The sequence below is a fragment of the Methylibium rhizosphaerae genome, assembly GCF_006386545.1.
Taxonomy (GTDB): domain Bacteria; phylum Pseudomonadota; class Gammaproteobacteria; order Burkholderiales; family Burkholderiaceae_C; genus Pseudorivibacter; species Pseudorivibacter rhizosphaerae.
In genome coordinates, this window is record NZ_SWAR01000027.1 from 52,392 (window position 1) to 78,998 (window position 26,607).

At 70.3% G+C, this 26,607-nt stretch carries 25 protein-coding genes and 1 pseudogene; 17 read left to right on the plus strand and 9 right to left on the minus strand.

The features are described from left to right. Positions 1–9: 9 nt before the first annotated feature. The gene (locus tag E8D38_RS18630) at positions 10–1,110 is read right to left on the minus strand and encodes a TRAP transporter substrate-binding protein (RefSeq protein WP_181179241.1); all 1,101 of its coding nucleotides are present in this window, start codon (positions 1,108–1,110) and stop codon (positions 10–12) included. A 246-nt stretch (positions 1,111–1,356) separates the two neighbouring features. On the opposite strand from E8D38_RS18630, the gene otsB reads away from it, so the two are divergent. From otsB to otsA, 3 genes are all read left to right on the plus strand, one after another. Then, the gene (gene otsB / locus E8D38_RS18635; protein WP_140634280.1) at positions 1,357–2,100 is read left to right on the plus strand and encodes a trehalose-phosphatase; all 744 of its coding nucleotides are present in this window, start codon (positions 1,357–1,359) and stop codon (positions 2,098–2,100) included. Positions 2,101–2,168: 68 nt separating this feature from the next. Then, entirely contained in the window at positions 2,169–3,986 is a 1,818-nt protein-coding gene (locus E8D38_RS18640) for a glycoside hydrolase family 15 protein (RefSeq protein WP_140634282.1), read from the plus strand. A gap of 32 nt (positions 3,987–4,018) precedes the next feature. After that, positions 4,019–5,416: an alpha,alpha-trehalose-phosphate synthase (UDP-forming) gene (gene otsA, locus E8D38_RS18645; RefSeq protein WP_140634284.1), complete on the plus strand. Its 1,398-nt coding sequence runs from the start codon at positions 4,019–4,021 to the stop codon at positions 5,414–5,416. A 12-nt stretch (positions 5,417–5,428) separates the two neighbouring features. Here otsA and E8D38_RS18650 read toward each other — a convergent pair whose 3' ends face one another. After that, entirely contained in the window at positions 5,429–6,958 is a 1,530-nt protein-coding gene (locus E8D38_RS18650; RefSeq protein ID WP_140634286.1) for a DUF4832 domain-containing protein, read from the minus strand. A 316-nt stretch (positions 6,959–7,274) separates the two neighbouring features. On the opposite strand from E8D38_RS18650, the gene E8D38_RS18655 reads away from it, so the two are divergent. The 4 genes from E8D38_RS18655 to E8D38_RS18670 all read left to right on the plus strand — a co-directional run bounded on the left by E8D38_RS18655 (position 7,275) and on the right by E8D38_RS18670 (position 10,747). After that, positions 7,275–8,678, plus strand: coding sequence for a DEAD/DEAH box helicase (locus E8D38_RS18655; RefSeq protein WP_140634288.1), 1,404 nt, complete (start codon positions 7,275–7,277; stop codon positions 8,676–8,678). Between the two features lie 121 nt (positions 8,679–8,799). Next, positions 8,800–9,042, plus strand: a complete 243-nt coding sequence (locus E8D38_RS18660; protein ID WP_140634290.1) for a hypothetical protein — start codon at positions 8,800–8,802, stop codon at positions 9,040–9,042. A 204-nt stretch (positions 9,043–9,246) separates the two neighbouring features. Next, a complete protein-coding gene (locus E8D38_RS18665; protein WP_140634292.1) occupies positions 9,247–10,167 on the plus strand; it encodes a ParA family protein in 921 nt (306 codons plus the stop codon). Positions 10,168–10,180: 13 nt separating this feature from the next. Further along, the gene (locus E8D38_RS18670; protein WP_140634294.1) at positions 10,181–10,747 is read left to right on the plus strand and encodes a peroxiredoxin; all 567 of its coding nucleotides are present in this window, start codon (positions 10,181–10,183) and stop codon (positions 10,745–10,747) included. Positions 10,748–10,757: 10 nt separating this feature from the next. Here E8D38_RS18670 and E8D38_RS18675 read toward each other — a convergent pair whose 3' ends face one another. The 3 genes from E8D38_RS18675 to E8D38_RS18685 form a co-directional block, all read right to left on the minus strand. Further along, the gene (locus E8D38_RS18675; protein ID WP_140634296.1) at positions 10,758–11,090 is read right to left on the minus strand and encodes a hypothetical protein; all 333 of its coding nucleotides are present in this window, start codon (positions 11,088–11,090) and stop codon (positions 10,758–10,760) included. Between the two features lie 86 nt (positions 11,091–11,176). Then, on the minus strand, positions 11,177–11,386 hold the full coding sequence (locus E8D38_RS18680; protein WP_140634298.1) for an oxidoreductase-like domain-containing protein: 210 nt from the start codon (positions 11,384–11,386) through the stop codon (positions 11,177–11,179). Positions 11,387–11,436: 50 nt separating this feature from the next. Continuing rightward, positions 11,437–11,877, minus strand: a complete 441-nt coding sequence (locus E8D38_RS18685; RefSeq protein ID WP_425462792.1) for a cupin domain-containing protein — start codon at positions 11,875–11,877, stop codon at positions 11,437–11,439. A gap of 130 nt (positions 11,878–12,007) precedes the next feature. On the opposite strand from E8D38_RS18685, the gene E8D38_RS18690 reads away from it, so the two are divergent. The 3 genes from E8D38_RS18690 (at position 12,008) to E8D38_RS18700 (ending at position 13,772) form a co-directional block, all read left to right on the plus strand. Continuing rightward, the gene (locus E8D38_RS18690) at positions 12,008–12,481 is read left to right on the plus strand and encodes a hypothetical protein (protein ID WP_140634300.1); all 474 of its coding nucleotides are present in this window, start codon (positions 12,008–12,010) and stop codon (positions 12,479–12,481) included. A 129-nt stretch (positions 12,482–12,610) separates the two neighbouring features. Further along, positions 12,611–13,024: an MmcQ/YjbR family DNA-binding protein gene (locus tag E8D38_RS18695; protein ID WP_140634302.1), complete on the plus strand. Its 414-nt coding sequence runs from the start codon at positions 12,611–12,613 to the stop codon at positions 13,022–13,024. Positions 13,025–13,127: 103 nt separating this feature from the next. Continuing rightward, positions 13,128–13,772 carry an SDR family oxidoreductase gene (locus tag E8D38_RS18700; RefSeq protein ID WP_246099560.1) on the plus strand — a complete coding sequence of 215 codons (645 nt, stop codon included), beginning with the start codon at positions 13,128–13,130 and terminating at the stop codon, positions 13,770–13,772. A gap of 31 nt (positions 13,773–13,803) precedes the next feature. Here E8D38_RS18700 and E8D38_RS18705 read toward each other — a convergent pair whose 3' ends face one another. The 3 genes from E8D38_RS18705 to E8D38_RS18715 form a co-directional block, all read right to left on the minus strand. Continuing rightward, the gene (locus E8D38_RS18705) at positions 13,804–14,169 is read right to left on the minus strand and encodes a PspC domain-containing protein (protein WP_140634305.1); all 366 of its coding nucleotides are present in this window, start codon (positions 14,167–14,169) and stop codon (positions 13,804–13,806) included. Between the two features lie 45 nt (positions 14,170–14,214). Next, positions 14,215–14,400, minus strand: a complete 186-nt coding sequence (locus tag E8D38_RS18710; RefSeq protein ID WP_140634307.1) for a hypothetical protein — start codon at positions 14,398–14,400, stop codon at positions 14,215–14,217. Between the two features lie 143 nt (positions 14,401–14,543). Then, on the minus strand, positions 14,544–15,641 hold the full coding sequence (locus tag E8D38_RS18715; RefSeq protein WP_140634309.1) for a substrate-binding domain-containing protein: 1,098 nt from the start codon (positions 15,639–15,641) through the stop codon (positions 14,544–14,546). Positions 15,642–15,782: 141 nt separating this feature from the next. Between E8D38_RS18715 and E8D38_RS18720 the strand changes: the two genes are divergently transcribed. The 6 genes and pseudogenes from E8D38_RS18720 (at position 15,783) to E8D38_RS18745 (ending at position 23,112) form a co-directional block, all read left to right on the plus strand. After that, positions 15,783–16,259: a formate dehydrogenase subunit gamma gene (locus tag E8D38_RS18720; protein ID WP_140634311.1), complete on the plus strand. Its 477-nt coding sequence runs from the start codon at positions 15,783–15,785 to the stop codon at positions 16,257–16,259. Continuing rightward, positions 16,259–17,791 carry a formate dehydrogenase beta subunit gene (locus E8D38_RS18725; RefSeq protein WP_140634313.1) on the plus strand — a complete coding sequence of 511 codons (1,533 nt, stop codon included), beginning with the start codon at positions 16,259–16,261 and terminating at the stop codon, positions 17,789–17,791. The genes E8D38_RS18720 and E8D38_RS18725 overlap by 1 nt, the downstream gene beginning before the upstream one ends. Then, a pseudogene (fdhF, locus tag E8D38_RS18730) lies at positions 17,788–20,714 on the plus strand (formate dehydrogenase subunit alpha). Before E8D38_RS18725 ends, fdhF begins: the two are co-directional and overlap by 4 nt. After that, positions 20,711–21,535: a formate dehydrogenase accessory sulfurtransferase FdhD gene (gene fdhD, locus E8D38_RS18735; RefSeq protein ID WP_246099561.1), complete on the plus strand. Its 825-nt coding sequence runs from the start codon at positions 20,711–20,713 to the stop codon at positions 21,533–21,535. The pseudogene fdhF and the gene fdhD overlap by 4 nt, the downstream one beginning before the upstream one ends. Before the next feature lie 13 nt (positions 21,536–21,548). Continuing rightward, complete coding sequence (locus E8D38_RS18740; protein WP_140634317.1) at positions 21,549–21,794, plus strand: formate dehydrogenase subunit delta; 246 nt, start codon at positions 21,549–21,551, stop codon at positions 21,792–21,794. 100 nt (positions 21,795–21,894) lie between these two features. Continuing rightward, entirely contained in the window at positions 21,895–23,112 is a 1,218-nt protein-coding gene (locus E8D38_RS18745) for a DUF805 domain-containing protein (protein WP_140634319.1), read from the plus strand. Between the two features lie 3 nt (positions 23,113–23,115). Here E8D38_RS18745 and E8D38_RS18750 read toward each other — a convergent pair whose 3' ends face one another. Next, the gene (locus E8D38_RS18750) at positions 23,116–25,536 is read right to left on the minus strand and encodes a proprotein convertase P-domain-containing protein (protein WP_140634321.1); all 2,421 of its coding nucleotides are present in this window, start codon (positions 25,534–25,536) and stop codon (positions 23,116–23,118) included. A 143-nt stretch (positions 25,537–25,679) separates the two neighbouring features. On the opposite strand from E8D38_RS18750, the gene E8D38_RS18755 reads away from it, so the two are divergent. Continuing rightward, a complete protein-coding gene (locus E8D38_RS18755; protein ID WP_140634323.1) occupies positions 25,680–26,534 on the plus strand; it encodes a formate/nitrite transporter family protein in 855 nt (284 codons plus the stop codon). Positions 26,535–26,607: the final 73 nt, after the last annotated feature.

The window sequence follows — 26,607 nt, forward strand, 5'->3', positions numbered from 1 at the left end:
CCGGCCGCCTCAGCGCAGCTCGATGCCCAGCGCCGGGCCGAGCGTCTGCTGCCAGACCTGGGCGCATTGCGGGCCGCAGCGCCGCGCCCAGCGCGGCAGCACGGTGTTGACCAGGATCTCGCGGCGCAGGCGCTGGTCGGCCGGCGAATCGGGCACTTCCTTCATGCGGCCGACGCGGCCGGTGCGGCAGGAGCTGGTGCCGGTGTTGCAGGCCACGCCTTCGCCCGTCTCGTGTCCGGCTTCGGCCCAGATGGCCTGCTCCAGCCGGGGCAGTTCCCGGCGCAGCAGCGCCTGCACGTCCTGCGGCAGCGCCTCCCATGCTGCCCCGTTGGCCACGAAGGCGGCCAGGCCCCAGTTGATGGGAGCGGAATGGATGTGGGTCGTGACTTCGTGCAGGCCGATGGTGTTGCCCGACATCGTGCCGGTGATGGCGCAGTCGAGATTGCCGCTGCGCACGCTGGCCACGATCTCGGCAAAGCCGGTGGGCACCGGCACCGCGCCCAGCGCCTCCATCAGGTCGGCCTGGGACGGGCTGGAGGTGCGCACGCGCCGCTTCGCCAGGTCCGCCAGGCCGGCCAGCGGCTTGCTGCAGAAGATCACCTGCGCCGGATAGGCATACAGCGCCAGCAGCTCGATGCCGTAGCGTTCGCGCAGCATCTTCTGCAGGTAGGGCCGGAACGCGGCGACGCTGCGGCGGCTGGAGTCGATGCTGGGGTTCAAGCCCGCCAGGTCGGGCGCAGCGAGTTCGGGGTCCTGGGTGGCGCTCACGCTCAGCAGCGCCGTGCCGAACGGCACCGCGCCCAGCTGCACCAGCCGCAGCATCTCCTGGCCGCGGATGCCGGCGCGGTCGAATGGCACCACTTCGGCGCTGGCCCGCCCGCCGGTCATGCGCGACAGCTCGCGCGACCAGAAGGGCTCCTCGTGGCGGGTGTACTGGTGCAGGCCTGCCAGCCCGCCCACGATGCGCAGGCGCACCGCGGGCTCGGCAGCGGCTGCGCTGGCGGGCATGGCCAGCAGCGGCAGCAGCGCGGCGCACAGCAGCCCGAGCAGTCGGGCCACGAGCCGCCCGCCTGCCGCGCGCGCGTCTGCGCCCCGTTTGGGGTATGGCATGTCGTTCCTCATGTTGTTGGCCGGTGCCCCCCTCCTGCATGGCGAACGACACACGGGCGCTCGCGCAAGGGGGTCTTGCGTCAACGGGTTATCGACAGGAACCGACCCGCATTGAGCCCGCCCCGGGGAAAGCGGCGCTTTTCGGCCTTTTTGATCTGTTACGAAGCGACCCAAAACCGCGCACGGCCCGCGGATTGCCGGTACGCCTACAGAGTTTTCAGCGCTGCTTTGCTACCTTTGTCCGCCATGCAAAACCTCGATGCCCCGGCGATCGACGCGGGCTGCGCACTGTTCGTCGACTTCGACGGCACCCTGGCGGACCTCGCGCCGCGCCCCGATGCGGTGGCGCTGCTCCCCGGCCTCACCGACACCCTGAAGGCCCTGCACCGGCGCCTGGACGGCGCACTGGCAGTGGTGTCAGGCCGGCCGATCGAGCAGCTCGACCGCCTGCTGGCGCCCCTGATGCTGCCCTGCGCCGGCGTGCACGGCGCCGAAAGGCGGCAGGCCAGCGGCGAGGTGGTGCGCCTCGAAACCGCGCTCGAAGGCGTGCTCGAAACCCTGGCCGGCCAGGCCGAGGCACTGGCCGCCCAGCACCCCGGCCTGCTGGTGGAGCGCAAGCCCGGCGCGGTGGCCCTGCACTACCGGCTGGCCCCGGCCTTCGAGGCCGCCTGCTTCGCCTTGATGGAAAGAACCGTCTCGCAGCATCCGGGCCTCAACCTGCTGCATGGCAAGCAGGTGGTGGAAGCCAAGCCGATGGGCGCGAGCAAGGGCCACGCCATCGAAGCCTTCATGGCCGAGACCCCTTTCGCCGGACGCCGCCCGCTGTTCGCCGGCGACGACGTGACCGACGAAGCCGGCTTTGCGGCCGCGCAGCGCCTGGGCGGCTGCGGCATCAAGGTGGGCGAAGGCAGCACGCTGGCGCGCTGGCGGCTGCCGCATCCGGCAGCGCTGCGCCACTGGCTGCAGCACGCGGCCGTCGCGCTGGCCTGACGACCGGCCGGGGCCCACGCGAAGCCAGCAAGCGAACGAACGAACAACATCCCTTCGAGGAGGACGCCATGGACAACAACGTCGAAAGCACCACCCCCTTGCCCACGACCTCGTCGCTCGAGGTCGGCGTGATCGGCAACTGCGGCTTCTCGGCCCTGGTGGACCGATACGCACGGGTGGTGTGGTGCTGCCTGCCGCGCTTCGACGGCGACCCGGTGTTCAACGCGCTGCTCGACCCCACCGCCAACGGCAGCCTGTGGAGCATCGAGCTAGAGGAGTTCAGCCACAGCGAGCAGGAGTACCAGGTCAACACCGCCATCCTGCACACGCGGCTATACGACAAGCGGGGCCAGGGCGTCGAAGTGACCGACTTCGCGCCCCGCTTCCTGAGCCGCGACCGCATGTTCCGGCCGGTGCAGCTGATCCGCCGCATCCGGCCGATCGCCGGCACGCCGCGCCTGCGGGTGCGGCTGCGGCCCAAGTTCGAATGGGGCCTGCACACGCCCACCATCACCCAGGGCAGCCATCACATCCGCTACGTGGGCGCCACGCAGACGCTGCGGCTCACCAGCGACGCGCCCTTGAACTACGTGCTGGCCGAGACGCCCTTCGTCGCCGACCGGCCGATGAACTTCATCCTCGGGCCCGACGAGACGCTGATGGGCGGCATTGCCGACACCGCCCGCAGCTTCGAACTCGAGACCGGCGCCTACTGGCGCACCTGGACCCGGCGGCTGGCCGTGCCGCTCGAATGGCAGGACGCGGTGATCCGCGCCGCCATCACGCTCAAGCTTTCGCTGTTCGAGGACACCGGCGCCATCATCGCCGCCATGACCACCAGCGTGCCCGAAGCCCCGGGCAGCGCGCGCAACTGGGACTACCGCTACTGCTGGCTGCGCGACGCCTTCTTCGTGGTGCGCGCGCTCAACAGCCTGAGCGAGGTCGGCACGATGGAGGACTACCTGCGCTGGCTCACCAACGTGGTGGCCGTCATGCGCGAGGGACACATCCAGCCGCTGTACGGCATCGGCCTCGAGGACAAGCTGACCGAAAGCTTCGTCGAGCACCTGCCGGGCTACCGCGGCCAGGGCCCGGTGCGGGTGGGCAACCAGGCCTGCGAGCACTTCCAGCACGACGTGTACGGGAACATCGTGCTGGGCGCGGCGCAAGCCTTCCATGACCGGCGCCTGTTCCGCCGCGCCGGGCTCACCGAGTTCCACCACCTCGAAGCGGTGGGCGAGCAGGCCATCCGCGTACACGACAAGCCCGATGCCGGCATGTGGGAGCTGCGCACCCGCGCGCGCATCCACACCTCGTCGGTGCTGATGAGCTGGGCCGCCTGCGACCGGCTGGGCAAGATCGCCACCAAGCTCGGGCTGCCCGACCGCGCCGCCTACTGGCATGGCCATGCCAACCACATGCGCGAGCGCGTGCTGAAGGAAGCGTGGAACGAAAGGCGCCAGGCCTTCGCCGAGAGCTTCGGCGGACAGGATCTCGATGCCAGCGTGCTGCTGATGGCCGAGGTCGGCTTCATCGACCCGAAGGATCCGCGGTTCGTGTCGACGGTCGATGCGCTGGAGAAGCACCTGTGCGACGGCCCCTTCATGCGCCGCTACGAAGCGCCCGACGATTTCGGCCGGCCGGAGGTCGCCTTCAACGTGTGCAGCTTCTGGCACATCGACGCGCTCTCGCGCATCGGCCGCAAGCAGCAGGCACGCGAGGTGTTCGAGGCCATGCTCAAGGCCCGCAACCACCTGGGCCTGCTGTCGGAAGACACCCACCCGGTCACCGGCGAGATGTGGGGCAACTTCCCGCAGACCTATTCGATGGTCGGCCTCATCAACGGCGCGGTGCGGCTGTCGGCACCGTGGGACACCGCCATCTAGCCATCCAGCCACACACGAAAGGAATCGCCAGCGTGGGCCGTCTTGTTGTCGTATCGAACCGTCTTGCGGACCCTCGCAAGCCCGCGGCGGGCGGGCTGGCCGTCGCCCTGGGCGAAGCCCTCAACAACACCGGCGGCCTGTGGTTCGGCTGGAGCGGCCACATCGCCGAGCCGGCGCCCGAAGGCTCGGCGCCCAACGAAGCCCAGACGCACGTGCAGCAGGCCGGCGACGTGAAGCTGGCCACCATCGACCTGAGCCGCGCCGACTACGACGCCTACTACCTGGGCTACGCCAACCGGGTGCTGTGGCCGGTGTTCCATTACCGGCTCGACCTGGCGGACTTCAACCCGAACTACCTGAGCGGCTACCAGCGGGTGAACCGGCTGTTCGCGCAGAAGCTCATGCCGCTGCTCAACGACGACGACGTGGTGTGGGTGCACGACTACCACCTCATCCCGCTGGCGGCGGAGCTGCGCGCGCTGGGCAGCCGCCATCGCATCGGCTTCTTCCTGCACATCCCGTTTCCGCCGCCGCTGGTGATGGCCGCGCTGCCGGGCCACGAGGTGATGCTGCGCGCGCTGTTCGCCTACGACCTGGTGGGCCTGCAGAGCGAGGCCGACCTGGCGCACTTCTCGCGCTACGTGCAGAACGAAGGCGGGGCACGGCCGCTCGGCGACGACCTCTACCTCGCGTTCAACCGCACGCTGCGCGCCCGCGCCGTGCCCATCGGCATCGACGTGGGCGAGTTCGAACGCCTGGCCCAGAGCCGCGACTCGCGCGAGACCTTCGAGCACATGCGCCAGGAATATGCGCAGCGCCGGCTGCTGCTGGGCGTGGACCGGCTCGACTATTCCAAGGGCCTGCCGCAGCGCATCCGCGCCTTCAAGGAACTGCTGGTCAACTACCCCGAGCACCGCAAGAGCGCCACGCTGATCCAGATCGCGTCGCCCTCGCGCGAGGACGTGGACGCCTACACCGACATCCGTCGCGAGCTCGAAGGGCTGTGCGGCGAGATCAACGGCGACTACGGCGAGCTCGACTGGATGCCGGTGCGCTACATCCACCGCACGGTCGCGCGCAAGCGCCTGCCGGGCCTGTGCCGCGTGAGCAGCGTGGCCCTGGTGACGCCGCTGCGCGACGGCATGAACCTGGTGGCCAAGGAATATGTGGCGGCACAGGACCCGGCCGACCCGGGCGTGCTGGTGCTGTCGCGCTTCGCCGGCGCCGCCGAGCAGTTGCGCGACGCGCTGCTGGTGAACCCGTACGACATCCAGGGCACCGCCCAGGCGATCCAGCGGGCGCTGCAGATGTCGCACGAGGAGCGCTGCAACCGGCATGCGGTGCTGCTCGACAACGTGCGCAAGTACGACGTGCACTGGTGGTGCACCACCTTCCTGCAGTACCTGCAGGAGGTGCCGCGGCACGCATAGGCTTCTAGGGCGCTAGGGCGCTCCCACGGTGATCGTGGTGCCCAGGCGAAACGCCCCGAGCGCAGCGTCCCAGCCCTGTCCGGCAGCCGGCACGTCGGCGTTGGCCGGGCGCACCGCGTAGCGCACGTCGCCGGCGAGGCTGGCCGCCGCATCCGGCATGGCGAGGTAGACGTCGTAGGTGCCGCTCGCCATGGCGGCGGGCAGGCTGACGTTGCCGCCGGTGGCGACGTCGGCACCGGGCAACCAGTCGCGCACGTCGACGCCGCCGACGGGCAGGCGAGACACCTGCGCGCTGCCGCGGTGGCGCAGCACCAGCACCACCGGCCTCGGGTTGTGGGCGCGGGCCCAGCCCACGTTGCGCACGGTGAAGCCGATGGAGCCGGTGGCACCCGCCGGCAGCGCGCTCGCATGCTGCACGCTCACCAGCTGCAGCCGATAGCCCATGCTGCGCCGGACCTCGGCCATGCACCCCTGGGCCTGCCAGTTGTTGTGGAAGGCGTCCCGGTAGTAGTCGTCGTTGAGGTAGGTGAGGCCGTAGGCGCGGCCCTCGCGCAGGATGTCGTCGCAGCTGGTGCGGGGCTGGGCGCCCTGCTCGTCGACCGGGTTGCAGGTTTCGCCGCCGAAGGGCGCCGTGCGCGACAGCTGCTGCACATAGGCGCGCTGGTTCTGCCGCGTGGCGGCGTCTTCGCTGTAGGTGCCGACGTCGGTGGCCGAGGCCAGGAAGCAGTCGTTGTGCATGCCGATGCGGGCGCTCGAGCCCGGCTGCGGCGACCAGTCCATCAGGATGCCCGGGTAGCGCACCTGCAGCGAGCGGGCCGGCGGCAGGGCGTCGAGCAACGCGTCGCGCACCGCCGCCATGCTGGCGGGGCTGGTGAGGTTGTTCGACGAGGTGTGCCACTCGCCCCAGGCGCCGATGAAGCCGGCCTGCAGGTAGGCCATGACATCGGCATTGGCCGAGAACACCGGCTTGAGCTGCGCGAGGTGCCCCTGCAGCACCGCAAGCGGCGCATCCTTCGCGTCGCGGTACTGGGTCTCGGTTTCGGGGTAGTTGTAGACGAAGCGCAGCACCACCTTGAGCCCCGCCTGCCTCACCGCCCCGAAGGCGGCCGACAGGTCGCTGATGACGCCGGCCGGCAAGCCGGCCGCCTTGTAGGCGTCGAGCCGGACCAGCCCGTAGACCAGCCGGTAGCCCCTGGCGTAGACGTCCTGTGCGTCGGCCGCGGTGATCTTCAGGAAGTCGTCACCGGCCCAGACGTAGAAGCCGCGCTCCGGGTTCGCCAGTTCGGCCGAGCTCGGCACGAAGGTCGCCTGGGCGACGGGTGCGGGGCTCGGTGCGGGCGTCGGTGCCGGCGTCGGTGCGGGCGTCGGCGTGGGCTGCGGCGTCGGCGTGGCAGTGGGCGCCGGAGTGGGCGTTGGCGCCCCCGCGCCGCCCTGCGCAGGCGGCGGCCCGTCCCCGGCACCACCGCAGGCGGCCAGGCCCACCGCGGCGGCCAGCAGCCAGCCCTGGAGGCACCAATCGGTGAGCTTCGTTCGTGATCGCATGATGACGGCGGGGCAGACGAGAGGCCGGCATTCTCGGAAGAGCCGCAGCGGCGCCGTGCAGCTGTGACCAACTGTTGCATTCAGGGCCGCGGACTGTGGATTTCAGGCCACTGGAGGCAACTTGTCGCGCAGACGCCGCCCTGCCGAGGCGCCCTGCCCCTACAATCCGCCGCGCAGCGTGCAGTTCCAGTCCATGCGCTGCAGTCGATTCCGACCTCTCCTCCCCCATCTGCCTCCACGACTGGCGCCCGTGAAAACCTCACGCGGCGGCAGGCCGATCTTGACGTCGCCGGCAAAGCCTGCGCGCCACACATCCATGTCATTCGATACCCTGGGACTCGCCGAGCCCCTCCTGAAAGCCTTGCGCGATCAAGGCTATGACCAGCCCACGCCCATCCAGCAGCAGGCCATTCCCGCCGTGCTGGCCGGCGGCGACCTGCTGGCCGGTGCGCAGACCGGCACCGGCAAGACGGCCGGCTTCACCCTGCCGCTGCTGCACAAGCTGGCCGGCTCCCACCCGCTGAAGGACAACCGCGGCCGCTACGCGATCCGCGCGCTGATCCTCACGCCCACGCGCGAGCTGGCCGCCCAGGTCGAGGAAAGCGTGCGCAACTACGGCAAGTACCTGAAGCTCAGCTCGATGGTCATGTTCGGCGGCGTCGGCATGCAGCCGCAGATCGACCGCCTGAAGCGCGGCGTCGACATCCTGGTGGCCACGCCCGGCCGCCTGCTCGACCACCACCAGCAGGGCACGCTCGACCTGTCGCACGTGCAGTACTTCGTGCTCGACGAAGCCGACCGCATGCTGGACATGGGCTTCATCCACGACATCAAGAAGGTGCTGGCGGTGCTGCCGCCCAAGAAGCAGAGCCTGCTGTTCTCGGCCACCTTCAGCGACGAGATCAAGGCCCTGGCCGAGCGGCTGCTCAACAAGCCGGCCGTCATCGAGGTGGCCCGCCGCAACGCCACGGCCGACACCATCGCGCAGAAGGTCCACCCGGTGGACCGCGAGGCCAAGAAGGACCTGCTCACCCACCTCATCAAGTCGCAGGACTGGCACCAGGTGCTGGTGTTCACCCGCATGAAGCACGGCGCCAACCGGCTGACCGAACACCTGGTGAAAAGCGGCATCACCGCCATGGCGATCCATGGCAACAAGAGCCAGGGCGCCCGCACCAAGGCGCTGGCCGACTTCAAGAGCGGCGAGCTGCAGGTGCTGGTGGCCACCGACATCGCCGCCCGCGGCATCGACATCGACCAGCTGCCGCACGTGGTGAACTACGAGCTGCCCAACGTGCCCGAGGACTACGTGCACCGCATCGGCCGCACCGGCCGCGCCGGCGCCCAGGGCGAGGCGGTGTCGCTGGTGTGCGTGGACGAGCTGGCCTTCCTGCGCGACATCGAGAAGCTCATCAAGCGCCCGATCCCGAAGGAAGTGGTGGCCGGCTTCGAACCCGACCCGCATGCCAAGCCCGAGCCGATCCAGATCGGCCGGCGCACGCTCAACGGCGGCCTGGGCCGCTCGGGGGGCGGCGGTGGCGGCGGTGGCGGCAACCGTCCGCCCCGGCCTGCGGGCCAGGGCAAGCCGCAGCAGCATGCACGCGGCGGCGCCAACGGCCAGCAGCAACCCAGGCCCCGTTCCGGCGGCCAGGGTGGCGCGGCCAAGCCGGCCCGTACCGGCGGCGCGCCGCGGTCCGCCGGCTCGCGCGGCGGCCGCTGAACCGGCCCGACGCAAACCCCTTGCCTCGCGAGGGGCCGCCATTTGGCGGACCATGACGCCTCCCCGGCCCGGGCTGCCTGCCCGGGCCGTTGTTCCTTCCGAGTCAACGCAGGAGGCATGCATGGACACCCGGCTGCATCTGCTCGAGAGCTTCAGGGCGCGCGGCAGCGACGGCGCGACCTACAAGGTCATGGCCTATGAGCACCTGGCCCGCGACCCCAGCCTCACCACCCTGGCCGAAGCCCATTGGGAGCCCACCGGCCAATCCGAATACCGCCTCGAAAGCGGCGAATGGGTGGACGTGAGGGGTGACGGATCGATGGAGATCGCGGCCACCCACGTGGAGCTGCAGCGCGACGCCTGACCGTCGCGGCCGTGCGTTTTCGCACCGGCTGCACACATCCGCTCACACTTGTGCGGCGCACCAACGACGCGGCGCGAGGCTGCGCGTGTAGCCTTGCCTGTCGTCAAAGAGCAACGATGGCGCGCCGTATCCACGGCGCGCTTCGCCTGGACGACCGAGAATTCGGCACCTCCTCGCCCGCGGCGCCCGGCAGTCAAGACCTCCATGCCCGTTATCGCAGTCGTCAATCGCAAAGGTGGAAGCGGCAAGAGCACGCTGGCCACACACCTTGCCGCCTTCTGCGCCAACGCGGGACTGCCGGTCATGCTGGGCGACGTGGACCGCCAGCAGTCCACCCAGGCCTGGCTCAAGCTGCGCCACACACAGGCGCTGCCCTCGACCTGCGCGCCCATCGTGGGCTGGGCCATCGACCCGAAGAACGTGCTGCGGCCGCCTGCCGGCATCCGCCACGTGGTGCTGGACACCCCCGGTGGCCTGCGCGACTTCGACCTCGCCCGTGTGGTCGCATTTGCCGACGCCATCCTGATGCCGGTCTGTAATTCGGTGTTCGACCGCGAGTCGGCGGCCGAGTGTCTGGCCGAACTGAAGGCACTGCCGCGCATCGCCGGCGGGCGCTGCAAGGTCGCCGCGGTGGGCATGCGGCTGGATGCGCGCACCAAGGCCGACGAGGTGCTGCAGGCCTGGGCAGCGAAGCAGGACGTGCCCTTCCTGGGCGTGCTGCGCGAGACCCAGGCTTACGTTCGCAGTGTCGAGCGGGGCCTCACGCTGTTCGACCTGCCCGCTTCGCAGACGCAGGTCGACATGGCCCAGTGGAAGCCCATCCTCGAATGGCTGGAGCCGGTGCTGTACCAGGCGCCGGTGGCCGTCGAGGAAAAAAGCCGCCCGGTGGTCCAGCCGGCGGCACGCCCGGCGGTGTCGCTGGCATCCAGGCCGGTCGCAGTGTCCGCGCCCGCCGCGGCGGCTTCCACGCCGGCCATGGTGCGGCCTTCGCAGCCGGTGTCGCGACCGCGCCCGCGTGTGCAGCCCACCTTGCTGGAGCCTGCCGTCGCGCCCGGGCTGGGTGCCCGGGTCGGCCGCTTCCTCGAGGCCCTGTCGATTCCCCGTTTCTTCACGCGCCAGCCTTGACCGGAGGGACGCCATGCGCCTGACTGCCGACCTGCGCCGCCGCACCGCGCTTTCGCTCGGCCTCGCCGTGATCGCCTGCACCTTGCCCGTTCCGGCTGCCGCGGCGCTGGCCGTGGGCCAGAACGCGCCCGACTTCACCGTGCCCGTCGCGCTGGGCGGCAAGACCTCCACCTTTTCGCTGGCCGAGGCGCTGAAGAAGGGGCCGGTGGTGCTGTACTTCTATCCGAAGGCCTTCACCAGCGGCTGCACCATCGAAGCCAACGCCTTTGCCGAGGCCACACCGAAGTTCGAGGCACTGGGTGCCACGGTGATCGGCATGTCGAACGACGACATCGAGACGCTGAAGAAGTTTTCCGTCGAGGCCTGCCGCAACAGGTTCGCGGTGGCCGCCGATGCGGGCGCCCGCATCACGGCGCAGTACGACGCCGCCTTGTGGGTCAAGCGCGACATGGCCGACCGCATTTCGTACGTGATCAGCCCCGAGGGCAAGATCGCCTACGTGCACTCGAGCATGAGCCCGGAGGGGCACGTGACGAGCACCCTGAAGGCCGTGGAGGAATGGAAGCGCGCTCGTCGATGAGCGCCTGCTCCTACTGGTAGGAAACCACCGGCGGCTGCAGCACCAGCGGCTCGACCGCCTGCGCTTCCTCGCCCGCTCCCACCTGCACGCGCTGGCGCAGGCGCGTGTCGAACAGCATGACCAGCAGTTCGGCCGAGGTGTCCTCGACCGCGATGCCCTGCTCCTCGGCAGTAACGCGGCGCAGCAGCCGGCCGATCGCACAGGCGCCGCCGGCTGCTGCCGCGAGTTCTCCCTCCGTCATGTGCCATTGGGCCGCCAGCTGCGCGAGCAGCAAGGTGAACTCGCGCACGCGCTCGTGCTGCGTGGTCGCCGGTAACGCTTGTTGTTGGTTGGAGCAGTCCATCGCCATCCCGCTTGATGCCGGCATTGTTGGCGAGCGTGCTCAAACGGTGTGCCTGACCGGCACGTAACGAAGCTTGCAGGGCGGGATTACTTCTCGGAATCCCGCGCCGTTGCAATTGGCGCGGCACCGGCCTGGCGCTGCTCCCACTCGCGCATGGCGACACGATGGCGTTCGCGCGCTTCGTAGTAGAGGTCGTAGACGCAGGGGTCGCAGCCGCTGCCGCAGCACTCGCCGTCCTGCGGCGGCTCGGGCGCCACGGGCGGCGGGTCGTTTTCGGCGAAGGACAGCGGGGACATCACGACAGGCATGCAGGCAGCGGCAGGCTGCCGATGATATCGGCCCGCACTCACAGCACCGGCGGCTGGTAGGGCAACACCTTGTCCTGCTCCGCAGGGTCGTTGCGCGCCACGATGGCGCGCGCCGGTTCGGTGTCGCTCAGGTTGAGGGCCTCGTGCGGCACGTCGGGCGGTATGAACAGGAAGTCGCCCGCCTCGCTGACCACCGAGTGCTCGAGCTGCCGGCCCCAGCGCGTGCGCACCCGGCCCTCGAGCACATAGATGCCGGTTTCGTAGCCCTGGTGCGAATGCGGCTCGGAACGCCCGCCGGGCGGGATGACCACCAGGTGCATCGACAGGCCCGATGAAGCCACGGTGCTGCCCGAGATGCCGACGAAATACGGCAGCCTCTGCCGGGTGAGCACCTCGCGTTCGGGACGCACCGCCTGCACTTGCGCCATGTCTGCCTCCAGCACCCGACGACGGGCCGCCGCATCGTAATCCGGCCGCATGGCGTGCTTCACGCAGCTTTACATGGCGTTTGCACAACCCGGTGAACAGCCGCCGTGCCCGCCTCGTTGTCGGTGTACGGCCGCGCCCACTTCACCTGGAGGTGCCGGCCGCACCCAAGGAGATGAGTTCATGAGCAAGAGCAAGCTTCTGATCACCGCGGCCCTGGCCTCGACCGGCGCGCTCGGCACCGGCATGGCGCAAGCCCAGGGCGCAGACGTGCAGTGGTCCGTCACGATCGGCACGCCAGCGCCCGTGGTGCGGCACTACCCGCAGCCGGCGGTGGTGGTGGCACCGCAGCCGGTGCTCGTGCACGATGAGCCGCACTATCGCCATCGCGACGAATACGACGACCGCCGCGATTACCGCCGCGACTACCGCCACGACTACCGCCGCGGATACCACCACGGCTACTACCATCCGACCCGCTGGGACAGCGACGGCGATGGCATCCCGAACCACCACGACCGCCTCTACAACCCGCGCTGGGACCGCGACGGCGACGGCATCCCGAACCATCACGACCGCTACGACAACCGCCGCCACGACCGCGACGGCGACGGCGTGCCGAACTGGCACGACAGCCGCGACGGCCGACGCGGCTGAGCGCCGGCCACCGCCTTGCAGGACGCCACGCGAACGCGTGGCGTTTTTGCTGGTGGCGTGTGAGGCTCCAAATAGCGTTAACAGGCCCTAGACTGCCGCGCTGCACACCACCAGCGAGCGAAGGCGTCCATGAACCCATCGAAGCGACTGGAAGTCCCCGCCCTCGTCCTCGCGAGGTTGCGCGAGGCCTGCCTCGGCCTGCCGGACGCGCGCGAGGAAGCCGCATGGGTCGGTACGCGCTGGCGCATCAGGCAACAGACATTTGCCCACGTGCTGATGGTCAACGAGGCCTGGCCGCCGGCGTATGCGCAGGCGGCCGGCTCCAACGGGCCGCTGTGCGTGCTGACCTTCCGCTCGCCGCTGCCGCAGTTCGACCTGCACGCCTACACCTGGGCGCCGTTCTTCCGCCCGGTCTGGTTTCCGGACATCGTGGGCATGCGCCTGGACGAGGCCGACACCGACTGGGACGAGGTGAGCGGCCTGCTGCGCGCGAGCTACCGGCACCTCGCCCCGAAGGCACTGGCGGCGTTGCTGGATGCCTGAGCGACTCAGCTGGCACCATGCTCGAGGACTGCATCGCCATCGTCACCGGCGCCAGCCGTGGAGCCGGCCGAGGAATCGCCGTGGAGCTGGGCGCGGCATCGCGGTGCGCTGCGACCACACCAGCGAACCGGAGGTGGCGGCGCTGTTCGAACGCATCTCGCGCGAGCAGCAGGGCCGCCTCGACCTGCTGGTGAACAACGCCTGGGGCGGGCAAGAGACCTTCGACGGCGTGTTCGACGCGCCCTTCTGGCAGCACCCGCTCTCGCACTGGGACTCGTTCTTCGACCGCGGCGTGCGCAACCACCTGCTGGCCAGCCGGTTCGCCGCGCCGATGATGGTCCGGCGCAAGCGCGGCCTCATCGTCACCACGACCTTCTGGGACCGCGACCGCTACATGCGCGGCAACCTGTTCTACGACCTGGCGAAGGCCACCATGACCCGCCTGGCGTTCGGCATGGCGCAGGAACTCAGGCCCCACGGAGTGGCGTCGCTCGCGGTGTCGCCCGGGTGGATGCGCACCGAGCTCGTGCTGGCCGGCCACAAGACCGACGAGACGCATTGGCGGGAGGCGCCTGCGCTGGCCCGCACCGAGTCGCCGCGCTATCTGGGCCGTGCGGTGGCCGCGCTGGCGGCCGATGCAAAGGTGATGGACAGGACGGGCGGCGTGTACCGGGTGGGCGACCTCGCCCGCGAATACGGCTTCACCGACATCGACGGCCGACAGGTGCCGCCGTTCGAGATGGAGTGAGGCGGCCGCGGCAGGCGCGACCGCCGGCGGCTCACTGGTGAGCCTCTTCCTGGCGTACGCCTGCAGATGGCACCGGCGGTGCCTCGGGCACGAAGATCCACAGCAGCAGGTAGGCCACGACGCTCGCGCCGGCACAGAACACCGCCAGCACGAACAGCAGCCGCCAGATCCAGCTGGCGACGCCGGTGGTGGCGGCCAGGCCGCCGCATACGCCGCCGAGCCAGCGGTCGTCGCGGCTGCGGACCAGGCCGTTGACGGCCGACACCGCAGACGGCGTGCTGCGCGGTGCCGGCTCACCGGCCAGCACCCGGGCCTTGGCCCGTGCGTATTCGTCGTCGGACAGCGCGCCGCGCTGATGCAGCTCTTCGAGCTTGGCCAGTTCGTCTGGAAGTGACATGGTGCCGGGGCTCCGCAATGTCGTCGTGTCGTGCGACCTTGCCGCTCAACCCTGGGCTTGCGGCAGTCGCTTGGCAGAGATCTCGACGCGCGGCAGTTCGACGGTGCGCACGACCTTCACCGGCGTCTCGACCGCAGCGGCCTGATCTTGGCTCACTTCGAAGGCGAAGGCCAGCGACGCGGTGGCGAACACGGCGAAGGTGGCGGCGAAGGCGGTAAGGCGGCTGATCATGTCGGGCTCCTGCGGGTTGCTTGTCTGCTTGCGATGGAGCGAACTCTAGGCAGCGGGTGGGCCGCCTCCAACCGGCTTGCGACGAGTTGCAGCGGAACCGGGACGAACTGCAGGCGAGCCGGATGGACCGTCCGCCCAGGCGGTCAGCGGGGCCCGCCGCGCCGCGGCCTGTAGGCCGGGAACGCCTGCCGCAGCGTCTCGATCTGCCCGCATTTGTGGGCCTGGTAGCCCGGCAGGCTGTTCACCGCACGCTGGAAGGCCTCGCTGCGCAGGATGTCGAGCGTGGCCTGGATTCCCGGCTTGGCGAGCGACAGCTCGTGGCACAGCAGGAAGTAGCACTCGGTGGCGATCGGCAGGAAGTCGAGCTTGAAGTGCCGCGCCGGCGTTTCCACGCCCAGGCCCACATCGGCCATGCCGCTGGCCACGTAGGCGGCCACCGCGGCATGCGTGAGCTCGCCCTGTTCGAAGCCGGCGATGCGGGAGGCATCCACGCCGTCGCGCTCGAGCAGGCAGTCGAGCAGGAAACGCGTGCCCGAGCCCCGCTGCCGGTTGATGAAGCGCACGCCGGCTCGCGCGAGGTCCCCCACGTCGTAGATCTTCTTCGGGTTGCCCGGCGCCACCATCAGGCCCTGGCGGCGGGTCGCGATGTGGATCACCCGGCTCGCGCGGAAATCGAACCAGCGCGCGTAGTGGGCGACCGCCCTCTCCTCGAATTCGCCCAGCGGGATGGGCAGGCCGGCCAGGTCGCAGGCGCCGTCGTGCAGCGAGGCGGCCGCCTCCTGGCTGCCCACGTACTTGCGCTCCACCGCCACCTGCGCCTGCGCGAGCGCGTCGAGCAGCTTCTCGATCGAGAAGCCGTGGCTGGCATGCACCCGCACCATGGCCGGCTGGCCGGCGCCGATCACCCGCTCGATCTCGACCTCGAGCTCGGAGGCCAGCGTGTCCAGCACCGGCGACAGCCGCGCGACGATGCGGTGGCCGGCCCACACCAGCTTTTCGCCCAGCGGCGTGAGCCTGGAACCCTTGCCGCGCTCCATGTGCAGCAGCGGCACGCCCAGCTGCTGTTCGCCCTGGCGCACCAGGTCCCAGGCGTGGCGATAGGAGGCCCCGGTGTGCTGGCAGGCCGCCGACAGGCTGCCGAACTCCTGCACCTGCGCGAGCAGTTCGAGCAGGCGCGGCGACAACTGGTGGCCGCTCGGCTGGCGGATGGTCCACTGCGGCTGGATCGAAACCTTGTGCATCTACGGGTTGGCCCTTTAGGCGGCCGACAGCATAAGGCACATGCGGCCGGGCGCCATATTGCGTCTGCTGCCCGGTGCTCGTAGATTGGCGTGCGAGGCCCGGGCACTTTATGCCCGTCCCACATAACTGCACACCCATCGATGAACACCGAAACCCCCTGGCTCGACGACGTGGTCGAGCCCCTGGTCGGCCGCTTCCGGCAAGTGCCGGGCGGCCTGCTGCCGCTGCTGCACGCGGTGCAGGAGGCGCTCGGCCACATCCCGCCCGACGCAGTGCCCGCCATCGCCGCCGGCATGAACCTTTCGCGCGCCGAGGTGCACGGGGTCATCAGCTACTACCACCACTTCCGCAGCGAGCCGCCCGGGCGCACGGTGGTGCAAGTGTGCAAGGCCGAGTCGTGCAAGGCCTGCGGCGCCGACGCGCTGCTCGCCCATGCGGAGCGCACGCTGCACTGCCAGGAGCACCACACCCGCGGCGACGGCGCCTACACGCTGGAGCCGGTGTACTGCCTGGGGCTGTGCGCCGTGTCGCCGGCGGTGATGGTGGGCGACCGGCTGCATGCCCTGATGACGCCGGCGAAGTTCGACCGCGTGATCGCGGCGCTGGAGCAGCCCTGATGAACACCCGCGTCCATGTTCCTCGCGATGCCACCGCCCTGGCCCTGGGCGCCGACGCGGTGGCCGACATGCTGCAGGCCGAATGCGCCCGGCGGGGTCTGGCGGTCGAGCTGGTACGCAACGGGTCGCGCGGCCTGTTCTGGCTGGAGCCGCTGGTGGAGGTGGACACGCCCGCCGGCCGCATCGCCTACGGGCCCGTCGCGCCCGAGGACGTGCCGGCGCTGCTCGATGCCGGGCTGTTGCAGGGCGGCGCACATGCCCTGTGCCACGGCCCCACCGAGGCCATCCCCTACCTCGCCCGGCAGCAGCGCCACGTGTTCAGGCGCATGGGCGTGACCGATCCGCTGTCGCTGGCCGACTTCGAAGCCCACGGGGGCTGGGCCGGCCTCCGGCGCGCCCTGGCCATGGAACCCTCGGCCATCGTGCAGGAGGTGTTCGACTCGGGCCTGCGCGGCCGGGGCGGTGCTGCCTTCCCGGCGGGCATCAAGTGGAAGACGGTGCTCAACACACCGGCCCCGCAGAAGTACGTGGTGTGCAACGCCGACGAAGGCGACTCGGGCACCTTCTCCGACCGCATGACGATGGAAGGCGACCCGTACATGCTGATCGAGGGCATGACGATCGCCGCCCTCGCGGTGGGTGCCACGCAGGGCTACGTCTATGTGCGCTCCGAATACCCGCATGCGGTGGCGACCCTGACCGAGGCCACGCGGCGCGCCGCCTCGGCGGGCTGGCTGGGCGACGACGTCGCGGGCTCCGGCCGCGCCTTCCATCTCGAGGTGCGCATGGGGGCCGGCTCCTACGTCTGCGGCGAAGAGACCGCCATGCTCGAAAGCCTGGAAGGCAAACGCGGCATGGTGCGGGCCAAGCCGCCGGTGCCGGCCATGGCCGGGCTCTTCGGGCAGCCCACGGTCGTCAACAACGTGATCACCTTCTCCAGCGTGCCGATGGTCATGGAGCACGGCGCCGCCGCCTACAAGGCGCTGGGCATGGGCCGCTCCACCGGCACCCTGCCCTTCCAGCTGGCCGGCAACATCCTCCGCGGCGGGCTGGTCGAGGTGCCCTTCGGCGTGACGCTGCGCGAGCTGCTGCACGACTTCGGCGGCGGCAGCCGCTCCGGCCGCCCGATCAAGGCGGTGCAGGTGGGCGGCCCGCTGGGCGCCTACGTGCCGCCCGACAAATGGGACGTGCCGCTCGACTACGAGGCCTATGCCGCGATGGGCGCGGTGCTCGGGCACGGCGGCATCGTCGTGCATGACGACACGGCCGACATGGCGCGGCTCGCGCGCCATGCGATGGAGTTCTGCGCGGTCGAGTCGTGCGGCAAGTGCACGCCCTGCCGCATCGGCTCCACCCGCGGCGTGGAGGTCATCGACCGCATCACGTCCGGCAGCCAGCGCACCCAGCAGGTGGCGCTGCTGCGCGAGCTGTGCGACACCATGGAACAGGGCAGCCTGTGCGCGATGGGCGGCATGACGCCCTACCCGGTGCGCTCGGCGCTCGACCACTACCCAGAGGACTTCGGGCTATGAACGAGATCGAGATCGACTACGGCACGCCCAGGAGCAGCTCCGAGCAGCAGGTGACGCTGCAGATCGACGGGCGCGAGATCACCGTGCCGGCCGGCACCTCGCTGATGCGCGCGGCCGCCGAGGCCGGCATCGGCGTGCCCAAGCTGTGCGCCACCGACAGCCTCAAGGCCTGGGGCTCCTGCCGCCTGTGCCTGGTGGAAATCGACGGCCGCCGCGGCTTCCCCGCCTCGTGCACGACGCCGGCCGAAGCCGGCATGGTGGTGCGCACCCACGGCGAAAAGCTCGACAAGCTGCGCCACAACGTGATGGAGCTGTACCTGTCGGACTTCCCGCCCGAGGCGCTGCAAGGCCCCGAGACGGAGATGCTCGACATGGTGAAGGCCACCGGCGTGGACACGGTGCGCTACGGCCTCGCCGGGCAGAACCACCTGCATGAAGCCAAGGACGAGTCCAACCCCTACTTCGTGCACGACCCGGCCAAGTGCATCGTGTGCAACCGCTGCGTGCGCGCCTGCGAGGAAACCCAGGGCACCTTCGCCCTCACGATCGAAGGCCGCGGCTTCGAGTCGCGCGTGGCGGCCAGCCAGCACGAGCCCTTCATCGACAGCGAATGCGTGAGCTGCGGCGCCTGCGTGCAGGCCTGCCCGACCGGCTCGCTGATCGAGAAGAACGTGGTCTCGCTCGGCATGCCCGAGCGCAGCGTGCTGACCACCTGTGCCTACTGCGGCGTGGGCTGCGGCTTCAAGGCCGAGCTCAAGGCCGGCCAGGTCGTGCGCATGACGCCCTGGAAGAACGGCAAGGCCAACGAAGGCCATGCCTGCGTGAAGGGCCGCTTCGCCTGGGGCTATGCCACCCACCAGGACCGCATCACCCGGCCCATGATCCGCCGGAAGATCAGCGACCCGTGGCAGGAGGTGAGCTGGGACGAAGCCATCACCTACGCCGCCGGCGAGTTCAAGCGGCTGCAGGCGAAGTACGGCCGCGACTCGATCGGCGGCATCACCTCGTCGCGCTGCACCAACGAAGAGACCTACCTGGTGCAGAAGCTGGTGCGCGCCGCCTTCGGCAACAACAACGTGGACACCTGCGCCCGCGTGTGCCACTCGCCCACCGGCTACGGCCTCAACCAGACCTTCGGCACCTCGGCCGGCACGCAGACCTTCAAGTCGGTCGAGCATGCCGACGTGATCATGGTGATCGGCGCCAACCCGAGCGACGCGCACCCGGTGTTCTCGTCGCGCATGAAGCGGCGCCTGCGCGAGGGCGCGAAGCTCATCGTGGTGGACCCGCGCCGGATCGACCTGGTGAGCGGCACGCACGTGAAGGCCGACTTCCACCTCGCACTGCGGCCCGGCACCAACGTGGCGGTCATCACCGCGATGGCGCACGTGATCGTGACCGAAGGCCTGGTCGACGAGGCCTACGTGGCCGAACGCTGCGATGCGAAGAGCTTCGGCGAATGGCGCGAGTTCGTGGCACGCGCGGAAAACTCGCCCGAAGCGCTGGAAGCGGCCACCGGCGTGCCCGCTGCGCTGGTGCGCGGCGCCGCGCGGCTGTACGCCGCCGGCAATGCCGAGGGCCACCTGGGCGACAGGCGTCCCAACGGCGCCATCTACTACGGCCTGGGCGTGACCGAGCATGCGCAGGGCTCCACCATGGTGATGGGCATCGCCAACCTGGCCATGGCCACCGGCAACGTCGGCCGCGAAGGCGTGGGCGTGAACCCGCTGCGCGGCCAGAACAACGTGCAGGGCTCCTGCGACGCCACATCTCGGACAGCACCGTGCGTGCGCAGTTCGACGCAGCCTGGGGCGTGACACTCAACCCCGAGCCGGGCCTGCGCATTCCCAACATGTTCGACGCCGCGCTCGACGGCAGCTTCAAGGGCCTGTACTGCCAGGGCGAGGACATCGTGCAGTCCGATCCCAACACACAGCATGTGACAGCAGCCCTCTCGGCCATGGAATGCCTGGTGGTGCAGGACATCTTCTTCAATGAGACGGCCAAGTACGCGCATGTGTTCCTGCCCGGCTCGTCCTTCCTCGAGAAGGACGGCACCTTCACCAATGCGGAGCGCCGCATCTCGCGGGTGCGCAAGGTGATGGAGCCGCTTTCGGGGGTGGGCGACTGGGAAGCGACGATGAAGCTGTCCAATGCGCTGGGCTACCCGATGGCCTACGAGCACCCGTCGCAGATCATGGACGAGATCGCCGCACTCACGCCCAGCTTCGCCGGCGTGAGCTTCGACAAGATCGACCGCCTGGGCAGCGTGCAGTGGCCCTGCAACGAAACCACCGTGGAAGCCGGCACCGCGGTCATGCACGTGGGCCGCTTCGTGCGCGGCAAGGGGCGCTTCTTCATCACGCAGTACGTGCCCAGCGAAGAGAAGGTCACCCGCAAGTACCCGCTGCTGCTGACCACCGGACGCATCCTGAGCCAGTACAACGTGGGCGCGCAGACGCGGCGCACCGCCAACAACCGCTGGCACGACGAGGACCGGCTGGAGATCCACCCGCACGACGCCGAGGACCGCGGCATCAGGACGGGCGACTGGGTCGGCATCGAAAGCCGCGCCGGGCAGACGGTGCTGCGCGCCGTGGTGAGCGAGCGCATGCAGCCGGGCGTGGTTTACACCACCTTCCACTTCCCCGAGTCGGGCGCCAACGTCATCACCACCGACAGCTCCGACTGGGCGACGAACTGCCCTGAGTACAAGGTGACGGCGGTGCAGGTCATGCCTGTCGCTCAACATTCGCAAGCCAGCGCAGGGCCGTCCCGAGCTGCCGGCACCCCCTCGGGGGGCGACCGGCGCGCAGTGCCGGTCTGGGGGCAGTCAGAATGGCAACGCAGCTACGACGCCTTCAACCACCAGCAGCTCGACCTGCTGGCCCGTGCCTCCAAGGAAGCGGTGGCCAACAAGTGACACCCATCGAGAACCAGCCGGCCGTCGTGCCGGCCGACGTGACCGCCTACCGCGACGGCAAGGCCCGCCGCGTGAGCGACCGGCTGGCCGAGGAGACGCCGGTGGCGCTGGTGTTCAACGGCATCTCGTTCGCGGTGATGCTGGCCTCGCCCGCCGACCTGGAGGACTTCGCACTCGGCTTTGCGCTCACCGAGGGGCTGCTGCAGCGGCCCTCCGAGCTGTATGGCGTGGAAGTGGAACCCACCGCCGAGGGCATTGCGCTGCAGCTGCAGGTTGCCAGCGCCTGCGAATTCCGCCTGAAGGAGCGGCGGCGCAACCTCGCCGGCCGCACCGGCTGCGGCCTGTGCGGCGCTGAAAGCCTGGAGCAGGTGCAGCGAACGCTGCCCTCGCCGGTGAATGCCGGGGTCGAGGTCCAGCCGGGCGCGGTGCGGCAGGCCCTGGGCTCGCTGGGTGATGCACAGGCGCTGCAGCAGGCGACCGGCGCAGTGCATGCGGCCGCCTGGTGCAGCCCAACGGGTGACGTGCAACTGATGCGCGAGGACATCGGCCGCCACAACGCGCTCGACAAGCTGGTGGGCGCCATGGTGCGGGCCGAGGTCGATGCGGCCCGGGGCTTCTTCTGCATCACCAGCCGCGCCAGCTTCGAGATGGTGCAGAAGGCCGCGATGGCCGGCGCCTCCATGCTGGTGGCGGTCTCGGCCCCCACCGCGCTGGCGGTGAACACCGCACGCTGCGCGGGCCTCGCGCTCGCCGGCTTCGCCCGCGGCCAGGATTTCGTGGCCTATACCTTCCCCGAACGTTTCGGGCTCCCATCGGCATGACCCGCCTGATCTCATGGACGTGAACAACCTCGTGCACATGGCCAACCGCATCGGCGAGTTCTTCCAGGCCATGCCGGACCGCCAGGAGGCCATGCAAGGCGTCGCCACCCACATCCGGAAGTTCTGGGACCCCCGCATGCGCCGGCAGCTGCTGGCGCACGTGGAGCAGCAGCGCGGCGAGGGCCTGTCCGAGCTGGTGCTCGCGGCGCTGCAGGAGCACCGCGCCACGCTGCAGGAGGCCGGCCACATTCCGCGGTGATATTTCTCGTTCGGACGGGGATCCCCCCCCACCTTCCGGGGGGCCTTCGTCGCCAGGGCGGCCGGGATAATCCGCCGCCATCGCGACCGGCCCCCATCCCATGAACGACACCGTGCAGCTCGTCTTCTTCGGCGAGATCCTCCAGGGCTTCCAGCGTGACGAGGTGCAGCGCCGCCTGGGCGAACTGCTGCGGCTCGACGAGACGAAACACGCCCACCTGTTCTCCGGCGAGCGCCGGGTGCTCAAGCGCTCGGTGACGCGTGCCGAGGCCGAGCGTTACGTGCAGCACCTGGCGCAGCTGGGGGCCAGGCTGCATGTGGAGCCCGAGGCGGCGCCGGCACCGGTACCGACGCAGGCACCGGCACCGGCCGAAGAAGAGATCGTCTGCCCCAACTGCGGCGAGCGGCAGTCCAGGCGGATCATGTGCCGCGCCTGCGCCACCAACATGCCCATGGGCATCGCGGCCAAGGAAGAGGCCGAGCGCGAGGCCCGGGAGGCCCGGCGTGCGGAGTGGCGAGCGAGAAGAGGTCTCGCCCCGGCGGGTGACATGGCAGCCGGCAGCACCGGCGCGAGCGGGGAATCGGCCGCCACCTGGGGCCTCGGCCTCGCAGGCCGCATCGGACGGCGGCGCTACATGACGGCCGGGTTCGTGCTGTTCACGGTCATGGTGATGCTCGCCCAGCTGCTGATGAAACACACGAGCATCGGCGGCTTCCTGTTCTTCGGCGCCGGCATGCTGGGTGTGCTGTTCATGTCGATGCGCCTGGCCGTGCTGCGCCTGCACGACTTCAACCGCAGCGGATGGTGGAGCCTGGTCATGCTCGTGCCCTACCTGGGCGGCGTGGCAAGCCTGGTGGTGGCCCTGCTGCCGGGCACCGAGGGTTCGAACGAACATGGCGACGTGCCGCGCAAGGGCAGCTGGGTGCGCCTGGGCCTGTCCGTGGTGGTGTTCTGCCTGGCGCTCGGCTACACGCTGCAGTCCTTCCTCGCCTTCTACAGCGCCAGCGACGGCCTCGGTGGCCTCGGCGACAACCCGGCGCTGCCGCAAGGGCAGGCGCCGGCAGCGGCCATGGCAGCCGCCATGCTGCCTTCAGGCGATGCCCGGGCGGCATTCGAGGCGCAGTACCAGGCGGCAGCGGCGAACAAGGTGTTCGCCGTTTCGTCGCACGGCGGCTGGGGGCTGGCCGTGGGCAAGCCTTCGCTCGAGGACGCTCTGGAGGGCGCCCTTTCGGACTGCGAGTCGCGCCGCCCGCCCTACACGCCGGAATGCCGCCCGGTCAACGTCAATGGGCAATGGGGCAGGTTCGAGGAGCAGTGATGCTCAGTTCAGGACCAGCCGCAGCGCCCAGCGGTTGAGCTTGCCCTCGTCCACCGCCTCGGCGTCCACGACCCGAAGCTTCCACGTCCCCTGTGCCGGGAGGCCGCGCAAGGCCTGCAGTGCCGGCTGCGTGGCCGAGCCGTAGCGCATCACGAGGTTGTCGCTGCCGCCGCCCGCGCGGTCGTGCAGCAGCACTTCGGCGCCGCCGGGCGCCACCAGCGCGATGCGCAGGTCGCCGACGTAGGTATGCGTGATGTCGAGCGCGACCTCGACGTCGGCAACGCGCCCGGCAGCATTCACCGCCAGCGTGCGTTCGATGCCGGCCGGCTGGTTGTCGGGAATGCGCGTCCCCGGCGACTCCTCGACCTCCACGACGCCGCCGGAACGCGGCACGAGTTCCAGGCTCCAGCGCCTGAGCACGCCTTCATCGACCGGCGCGAGATCCTGCACCACCAGCACCCAGCGTCCGCGCATGTTCTGCCCTGCCAGCGCCGCGAGGCCCGGCGTGCTGCTCGCGTCCCAGCTGCGCTGCAGGTTGTCGGCGTCGCCGCCTTGCCGCTGGTGCAGCACCACCGTGCTGCCCGACGGCGCAGTGAGCGAAACCACCAGGTCCCCGATGAAGCTGTGCGCGATGTCGACCGCCACGGTCACCGACACCAGGGTCGCGTCGTCCGGCACGTCGATCTCGTGCCGCACGCCGGCGCTCGCGTTGTCGGGGATGGCCAGCCCGGGCTCGGCGCTGCGCCGCACCACCTCGCCGGTGCTGCCGCCCTTGCGGCGCACCGCCTCGGCCACCGCCGCCGCGGCGTTGATGCGGCCGAAACCGAACCATGGCGAATGGCCGCGCCCGTCGTAGGCGCCCAGGCGCGTGCCGAGCTGCGCATCGGTGCTGCCGTCCTCGATCCGGTCGGCGGTGGACTGCAGCACCTCGCGCACCTCCTGCGCCGTGAGCGCGGGGTTGGCACTGATGACCAGCCCCGCGGCGCCCGCCACCGTCGGGCAGGCGCTGGAGGTGCCTCCGAAGTCGCGGGTGTAGTCGCTGGCGTGGTAGCCGCTCGGGCCCACCCGGTCGGTGGTCACGATGCCGCGGCCCGGTACCGGCGACGTGATGCGGGGGTAGGTGCGCGGCCGCACGTTGTTGCTGGGCGCGCACACCGATATCTCGGCGCCCCAGTTGCTGTAGGCCGACTTGGTGGCGAGGCTGCTGCAGGCGGCCACCGCCATCACGTCGGGGTGAGCCGCGAAGCCGTTGTGCCATGCCGTGGGTCCGCTGGGCTGGTTGTTGGGCCAGCCGGTTTCGTCGACCGTGCCGTTGACGGGCCGGTTCTCGTTGCCCGCGGCAAACACCAGCACACACCCCTTGCCGCCGCGCCCTACCGTGGCCGCGCGGTGCAGCGCCTCGCGCATGCGCAGGGTGAGCGGGAAGCGCCGCGCCGCGGCCGACCAGCTGCACGACAGCACCGCGGCGCCATGCTCGATCACCCAGTCGCACAGGTCCTCGATGGAGCCGTCGTCGATGAAGCCGCTGGTGCGTATGGGCATCAGCGCGCAGCCCGGCGCCACGCCCACCGTGCCGGTGCCGGTTTCCTCGGCCACCGCCACCCCGCAGCAGGCGGTGCCGTGGTTGTCGTCCGCCAGCTCGGGCAGCGGGTCGAAGTCCTGCCCTGCGAAGTCGCGCGGGAAGACGATCTTGCCGGGGCCCTGGAAGTCGACGTGGCCGGTGTCGCAGGAGTCGTCGGCCACCGCGACGACCACCGAACGGTCGCCGCGCGTCACGTCCCATGCCTGGGCTGCCCGGATGTGCGAGGCGGCCGACAGCTGCGGCCCGCCGGTGTTGAACAGGTGCCACTGCTCCGGGTAGAGCGTGTCGGTTGGCGTGTACAGACGCTGGGAGGCCACTGCCATGTTGGGCTCGCTGCTGAGCACGTCCGCCGATTCGAGCGCCAGGCGGTTGGCGATCTTGATCGGGTTCTCGCGCGCCTGCGGGCCGACGCGGAACACGAAGGCGCGCGGCACGCCGCGCACTTCCTTCTCGAGCAGCAGGCCGTGCTCGGCCATCAGCTGTTCGATGCGCGCATCGCTCACCTCGGGCCTGAACTGCACCGTGATCTGGTCGGTGAGGTAGAGCTTGCTGCCCGGCTCATCGGCCGGCGCATACACGTGCGAGGCGAACTCGGTATCGGCACGGCTGCGCACCGCGGCCATCACCGCGTCGCGCTCCGACGAATCGACCGAGAACTCGTCGAGGTCGAGCCGCCTCAGGTGCCGCTCGTGTGCGCTGCCGTGGCTGCGTGCCACACGCTCCGGCGGGCTGCCCCGCTTCATTCGCACCGTGAAGTGATCGGGCGTTTCGACGATCGCCACCTTGCTGCCGCCGCGCCAGAAATAGGCGCCGAGGTCGGGGGTGTTGCTGGTGCTGGCCATGGGATCTCCTGACTGAGGGGGCAGTCCCAGTTATAGGAGCTGCGGCCCGGTTGCGTATCCACCAAGCTAGGGAGCCACGGCGGCAGAGCCGGCTTTGATGCCGGTCAAGCAGCCGCCGCACCGGGCAGTGCACCCTGCGCTTCATGACACAGCCCGGCACCCCGACCACCGACGCCTACGCGCCTCGGGAGGTGGCGCGCCGGGTGGAAGAGTTCTGCATCGTCAAGGCCCGCATGCCGCTGCTGCCGCTGGCCATGCTGGGCGTGCTGGCCGGCGCCTTCATCGGCCTGGGCGCCATGCTCTACACGCTGGTGGCCGCCGACGCACGCCTCGGCTTTGCATCCTCCCGGCTGCTGGGCGGCCTGTGCTTTTCGCTCGGGCTGGTGCTGGTCACGGTGGCGGGGGCGGAGCTGTTCACCGGCAACAACCTGCTGGCCATGGCCTGGGCCGACGGCTGCGTGACCCTGCGCGAGGTGCTGCGCAACTGGGCCGTGGTGTGCACCGCGAACTTCGTCGGCGCGGTCGGCCTGGCGCTGCTGGTGTGGTGGTCCGGCCAGGCCGGCCTGCACGACGGGCAGGTGGGAACGGCCGCGATGCGCGTCGCCCTCGCCAAGGCACGGCTCGCGCCCGGCGAGGCCTTCTTCCGGGGCGTGTTGTGCAACCTGCTGGTGTGCATGGCGGTGTGGATGGCGATGGCCGGCCGCAGCGTGGTCGACAAGGTGGTGGCCATCGTGTTTCCCGTCACCGCCTTCGTGGCCGCCGGCTTCGAGCATTCGATCGCCAACATGTACTTCATGCCGCTGGGCATGCTGCTGGGCGCGCCGCTGGGGCCGGCCGACCTGCTGCGCAACCTGCTGCCGGTGATCGCCGGCAACCTGGTGGGCGGCAGCGTGCTGGTGGCGCTCGTCTACTACGTGATCTACGTGCGCACGCCGGCCACCCAGGCGCCAGCCGCCGCGCGGCCGGCCGACACCGCCGGCCCGACGGGCCCTGGTTGATCCGCATCAAGCCCCTGCGCCGCCGCCTTGCCTACGCTGCACATCGCACGCACAACAGACCACGGAGCAGCGC

Coding starts and splice junctions, on each gene's coding strand:
- E8D38_RS18710 (WP_140634307.1), bottom strand. CDS start 14,400: ATGATCAGCCGCCTTACCGCCTTCGCCGCCACCTTCGCCGTGTTCGCC.
- E8D38_RS18750 (WP_140634321.1), bottom strand. CDS start 25,536: ATGGCCAGCACCAGCAACACCCCCGACCTCGGCGCCTATTTCTGGCGC.
- E8D38_RS18680 (WP_140634298.1), bottom strand. CDS start 11,386: ATGTCCCCGCTGTCCTTCGCCGAAAACGACCCGCCGCCCGTGGCGCCC.
- E8D38_RS18685 (WP_425462792.1), bottom strand. CDS start 11,877: ATGCGGCCGGATTACGATGCGGCGGCCCGTCGTCGGGTGCTGGAGGCA.
- E8D38_RS18660 (WP_140634290.1), top strand. CDS start 8,800: ATGGACACCCGGCTGCATCTGCTCGAGAGCTTCAGGGCGCGCGGCAGC.
- E8D38_RS18695 (WP_140634302.1), top strand. CDS start 12,611: ATGAACCCATCGAAGCGACTGGAAGTCCCCGCCCTCGTCCTCGCGAGG.
- E8D38_RS18640 (WP_140634282.1), top strand. CDS start 2,169: ATGGACAACAACGTCGAAAGCACCACCCCCTTGCCCACGACCTCGTCG.
- E8D38_RS18705 (WP_140634305.1), bottom strand. CDS start 14,169: ATGTCACTTCCAGACGAACTGGCCAAGCTCGAAGAGCTGCATCAGCGC.
- E8D38_RS18655 (WP_140634288.1), top strand. CDS start 7,275: ATGTCATTCGATACCCTGGGACTCGCCGAGCCCCTCCTGAAAGCCTTG.
- E8D38_RS18670 (WP_140634294.1), top strand. CDS start 10,181: ATGCGCCTGACTGCCGACCTGCGCCGCCGCACCGCGCTTTCGCTCGGC.
- E8D38_RS18755 (WP_140634323.1), top strand. CDS start 25,680: ATGACACAGCCCGGCACCCCGACCACCGACGCCTACGCGCCTCGGGAG.
- E8D38_RS18715 (WP_140634309.1), bottom strand. CDS start 15,641: ATGCACAAGGTTTCGATCCAGCCGCAGTGGACCATCCGCCAGCCGAGC.
- E8D38_RS18650 (WP_140634286.1), bottom strand. CDS start 6,958: ATGCGATCACGAACGAAGCTCACCGATTGGTGCCTCCAGGGCTGGCTG.
- E8D38_RS18675 (WP_140634296.1), bottom strand. CDS start 11,090: ATGGACTGCTCCAACCAACAACAAGCGTTACCGGCGACCACGCAGCAC.
- E8D38_RS18720 (WP_140634311.1), top strand. CDS start 15,783: ATGAACACCGAAACCCCCTGGCTCGACGACGTGGTCGAGCCCCTGGTC.
- otsB (WP_140634280.1), top strand. CDS start 1,357: ATGCAAAACCTCGATGCCCCGGCGATCGACGCGGGCTGCGCACTGTTC.
- E8D38_RS18740 (WP_140634317.1), top strand. CDS start 21,549: ATGGACGTGAACAACCTCGTGCACATGGCCAACCGCATCGGCGAGTTC.
- E8D38_RS18630 (WP_181179241.1), bottom strand. CDS start 1,110: ATGCCATACCCCAAACGGGGCGCAGACGCGCGCGCGGCAGGCGGGCGG.
- E8D38_RS18725 (WP_140634313.1), top strand. CDS start 16,259: ATGAACACCCGCGTCCATGTTCCTCGCGATGCCACCGCCCTGGCCCTG.
- E8D38_RS18690 (WP_140634300.1), top strand. CDS start 12,008: ATGAGCAAGAGCAAGCTTCTGATCACCGCGGCCCTGGCCTCGACCGGC.
- E8D38_RS18665 (WP_140634292.1), top strand. CDS start 9,247: ATGCCCGTTATCGCAGTCGTCAATCGCAAAGGTGGAAGCGGCAAGAGC.
- E8D38_RS18745 (WP_140634319.1), top strand. CDS start 21,895: ATGAACGACACCGTGCAGCTCGTCTTCTTCGGCGAGATCCTCCAGGGC.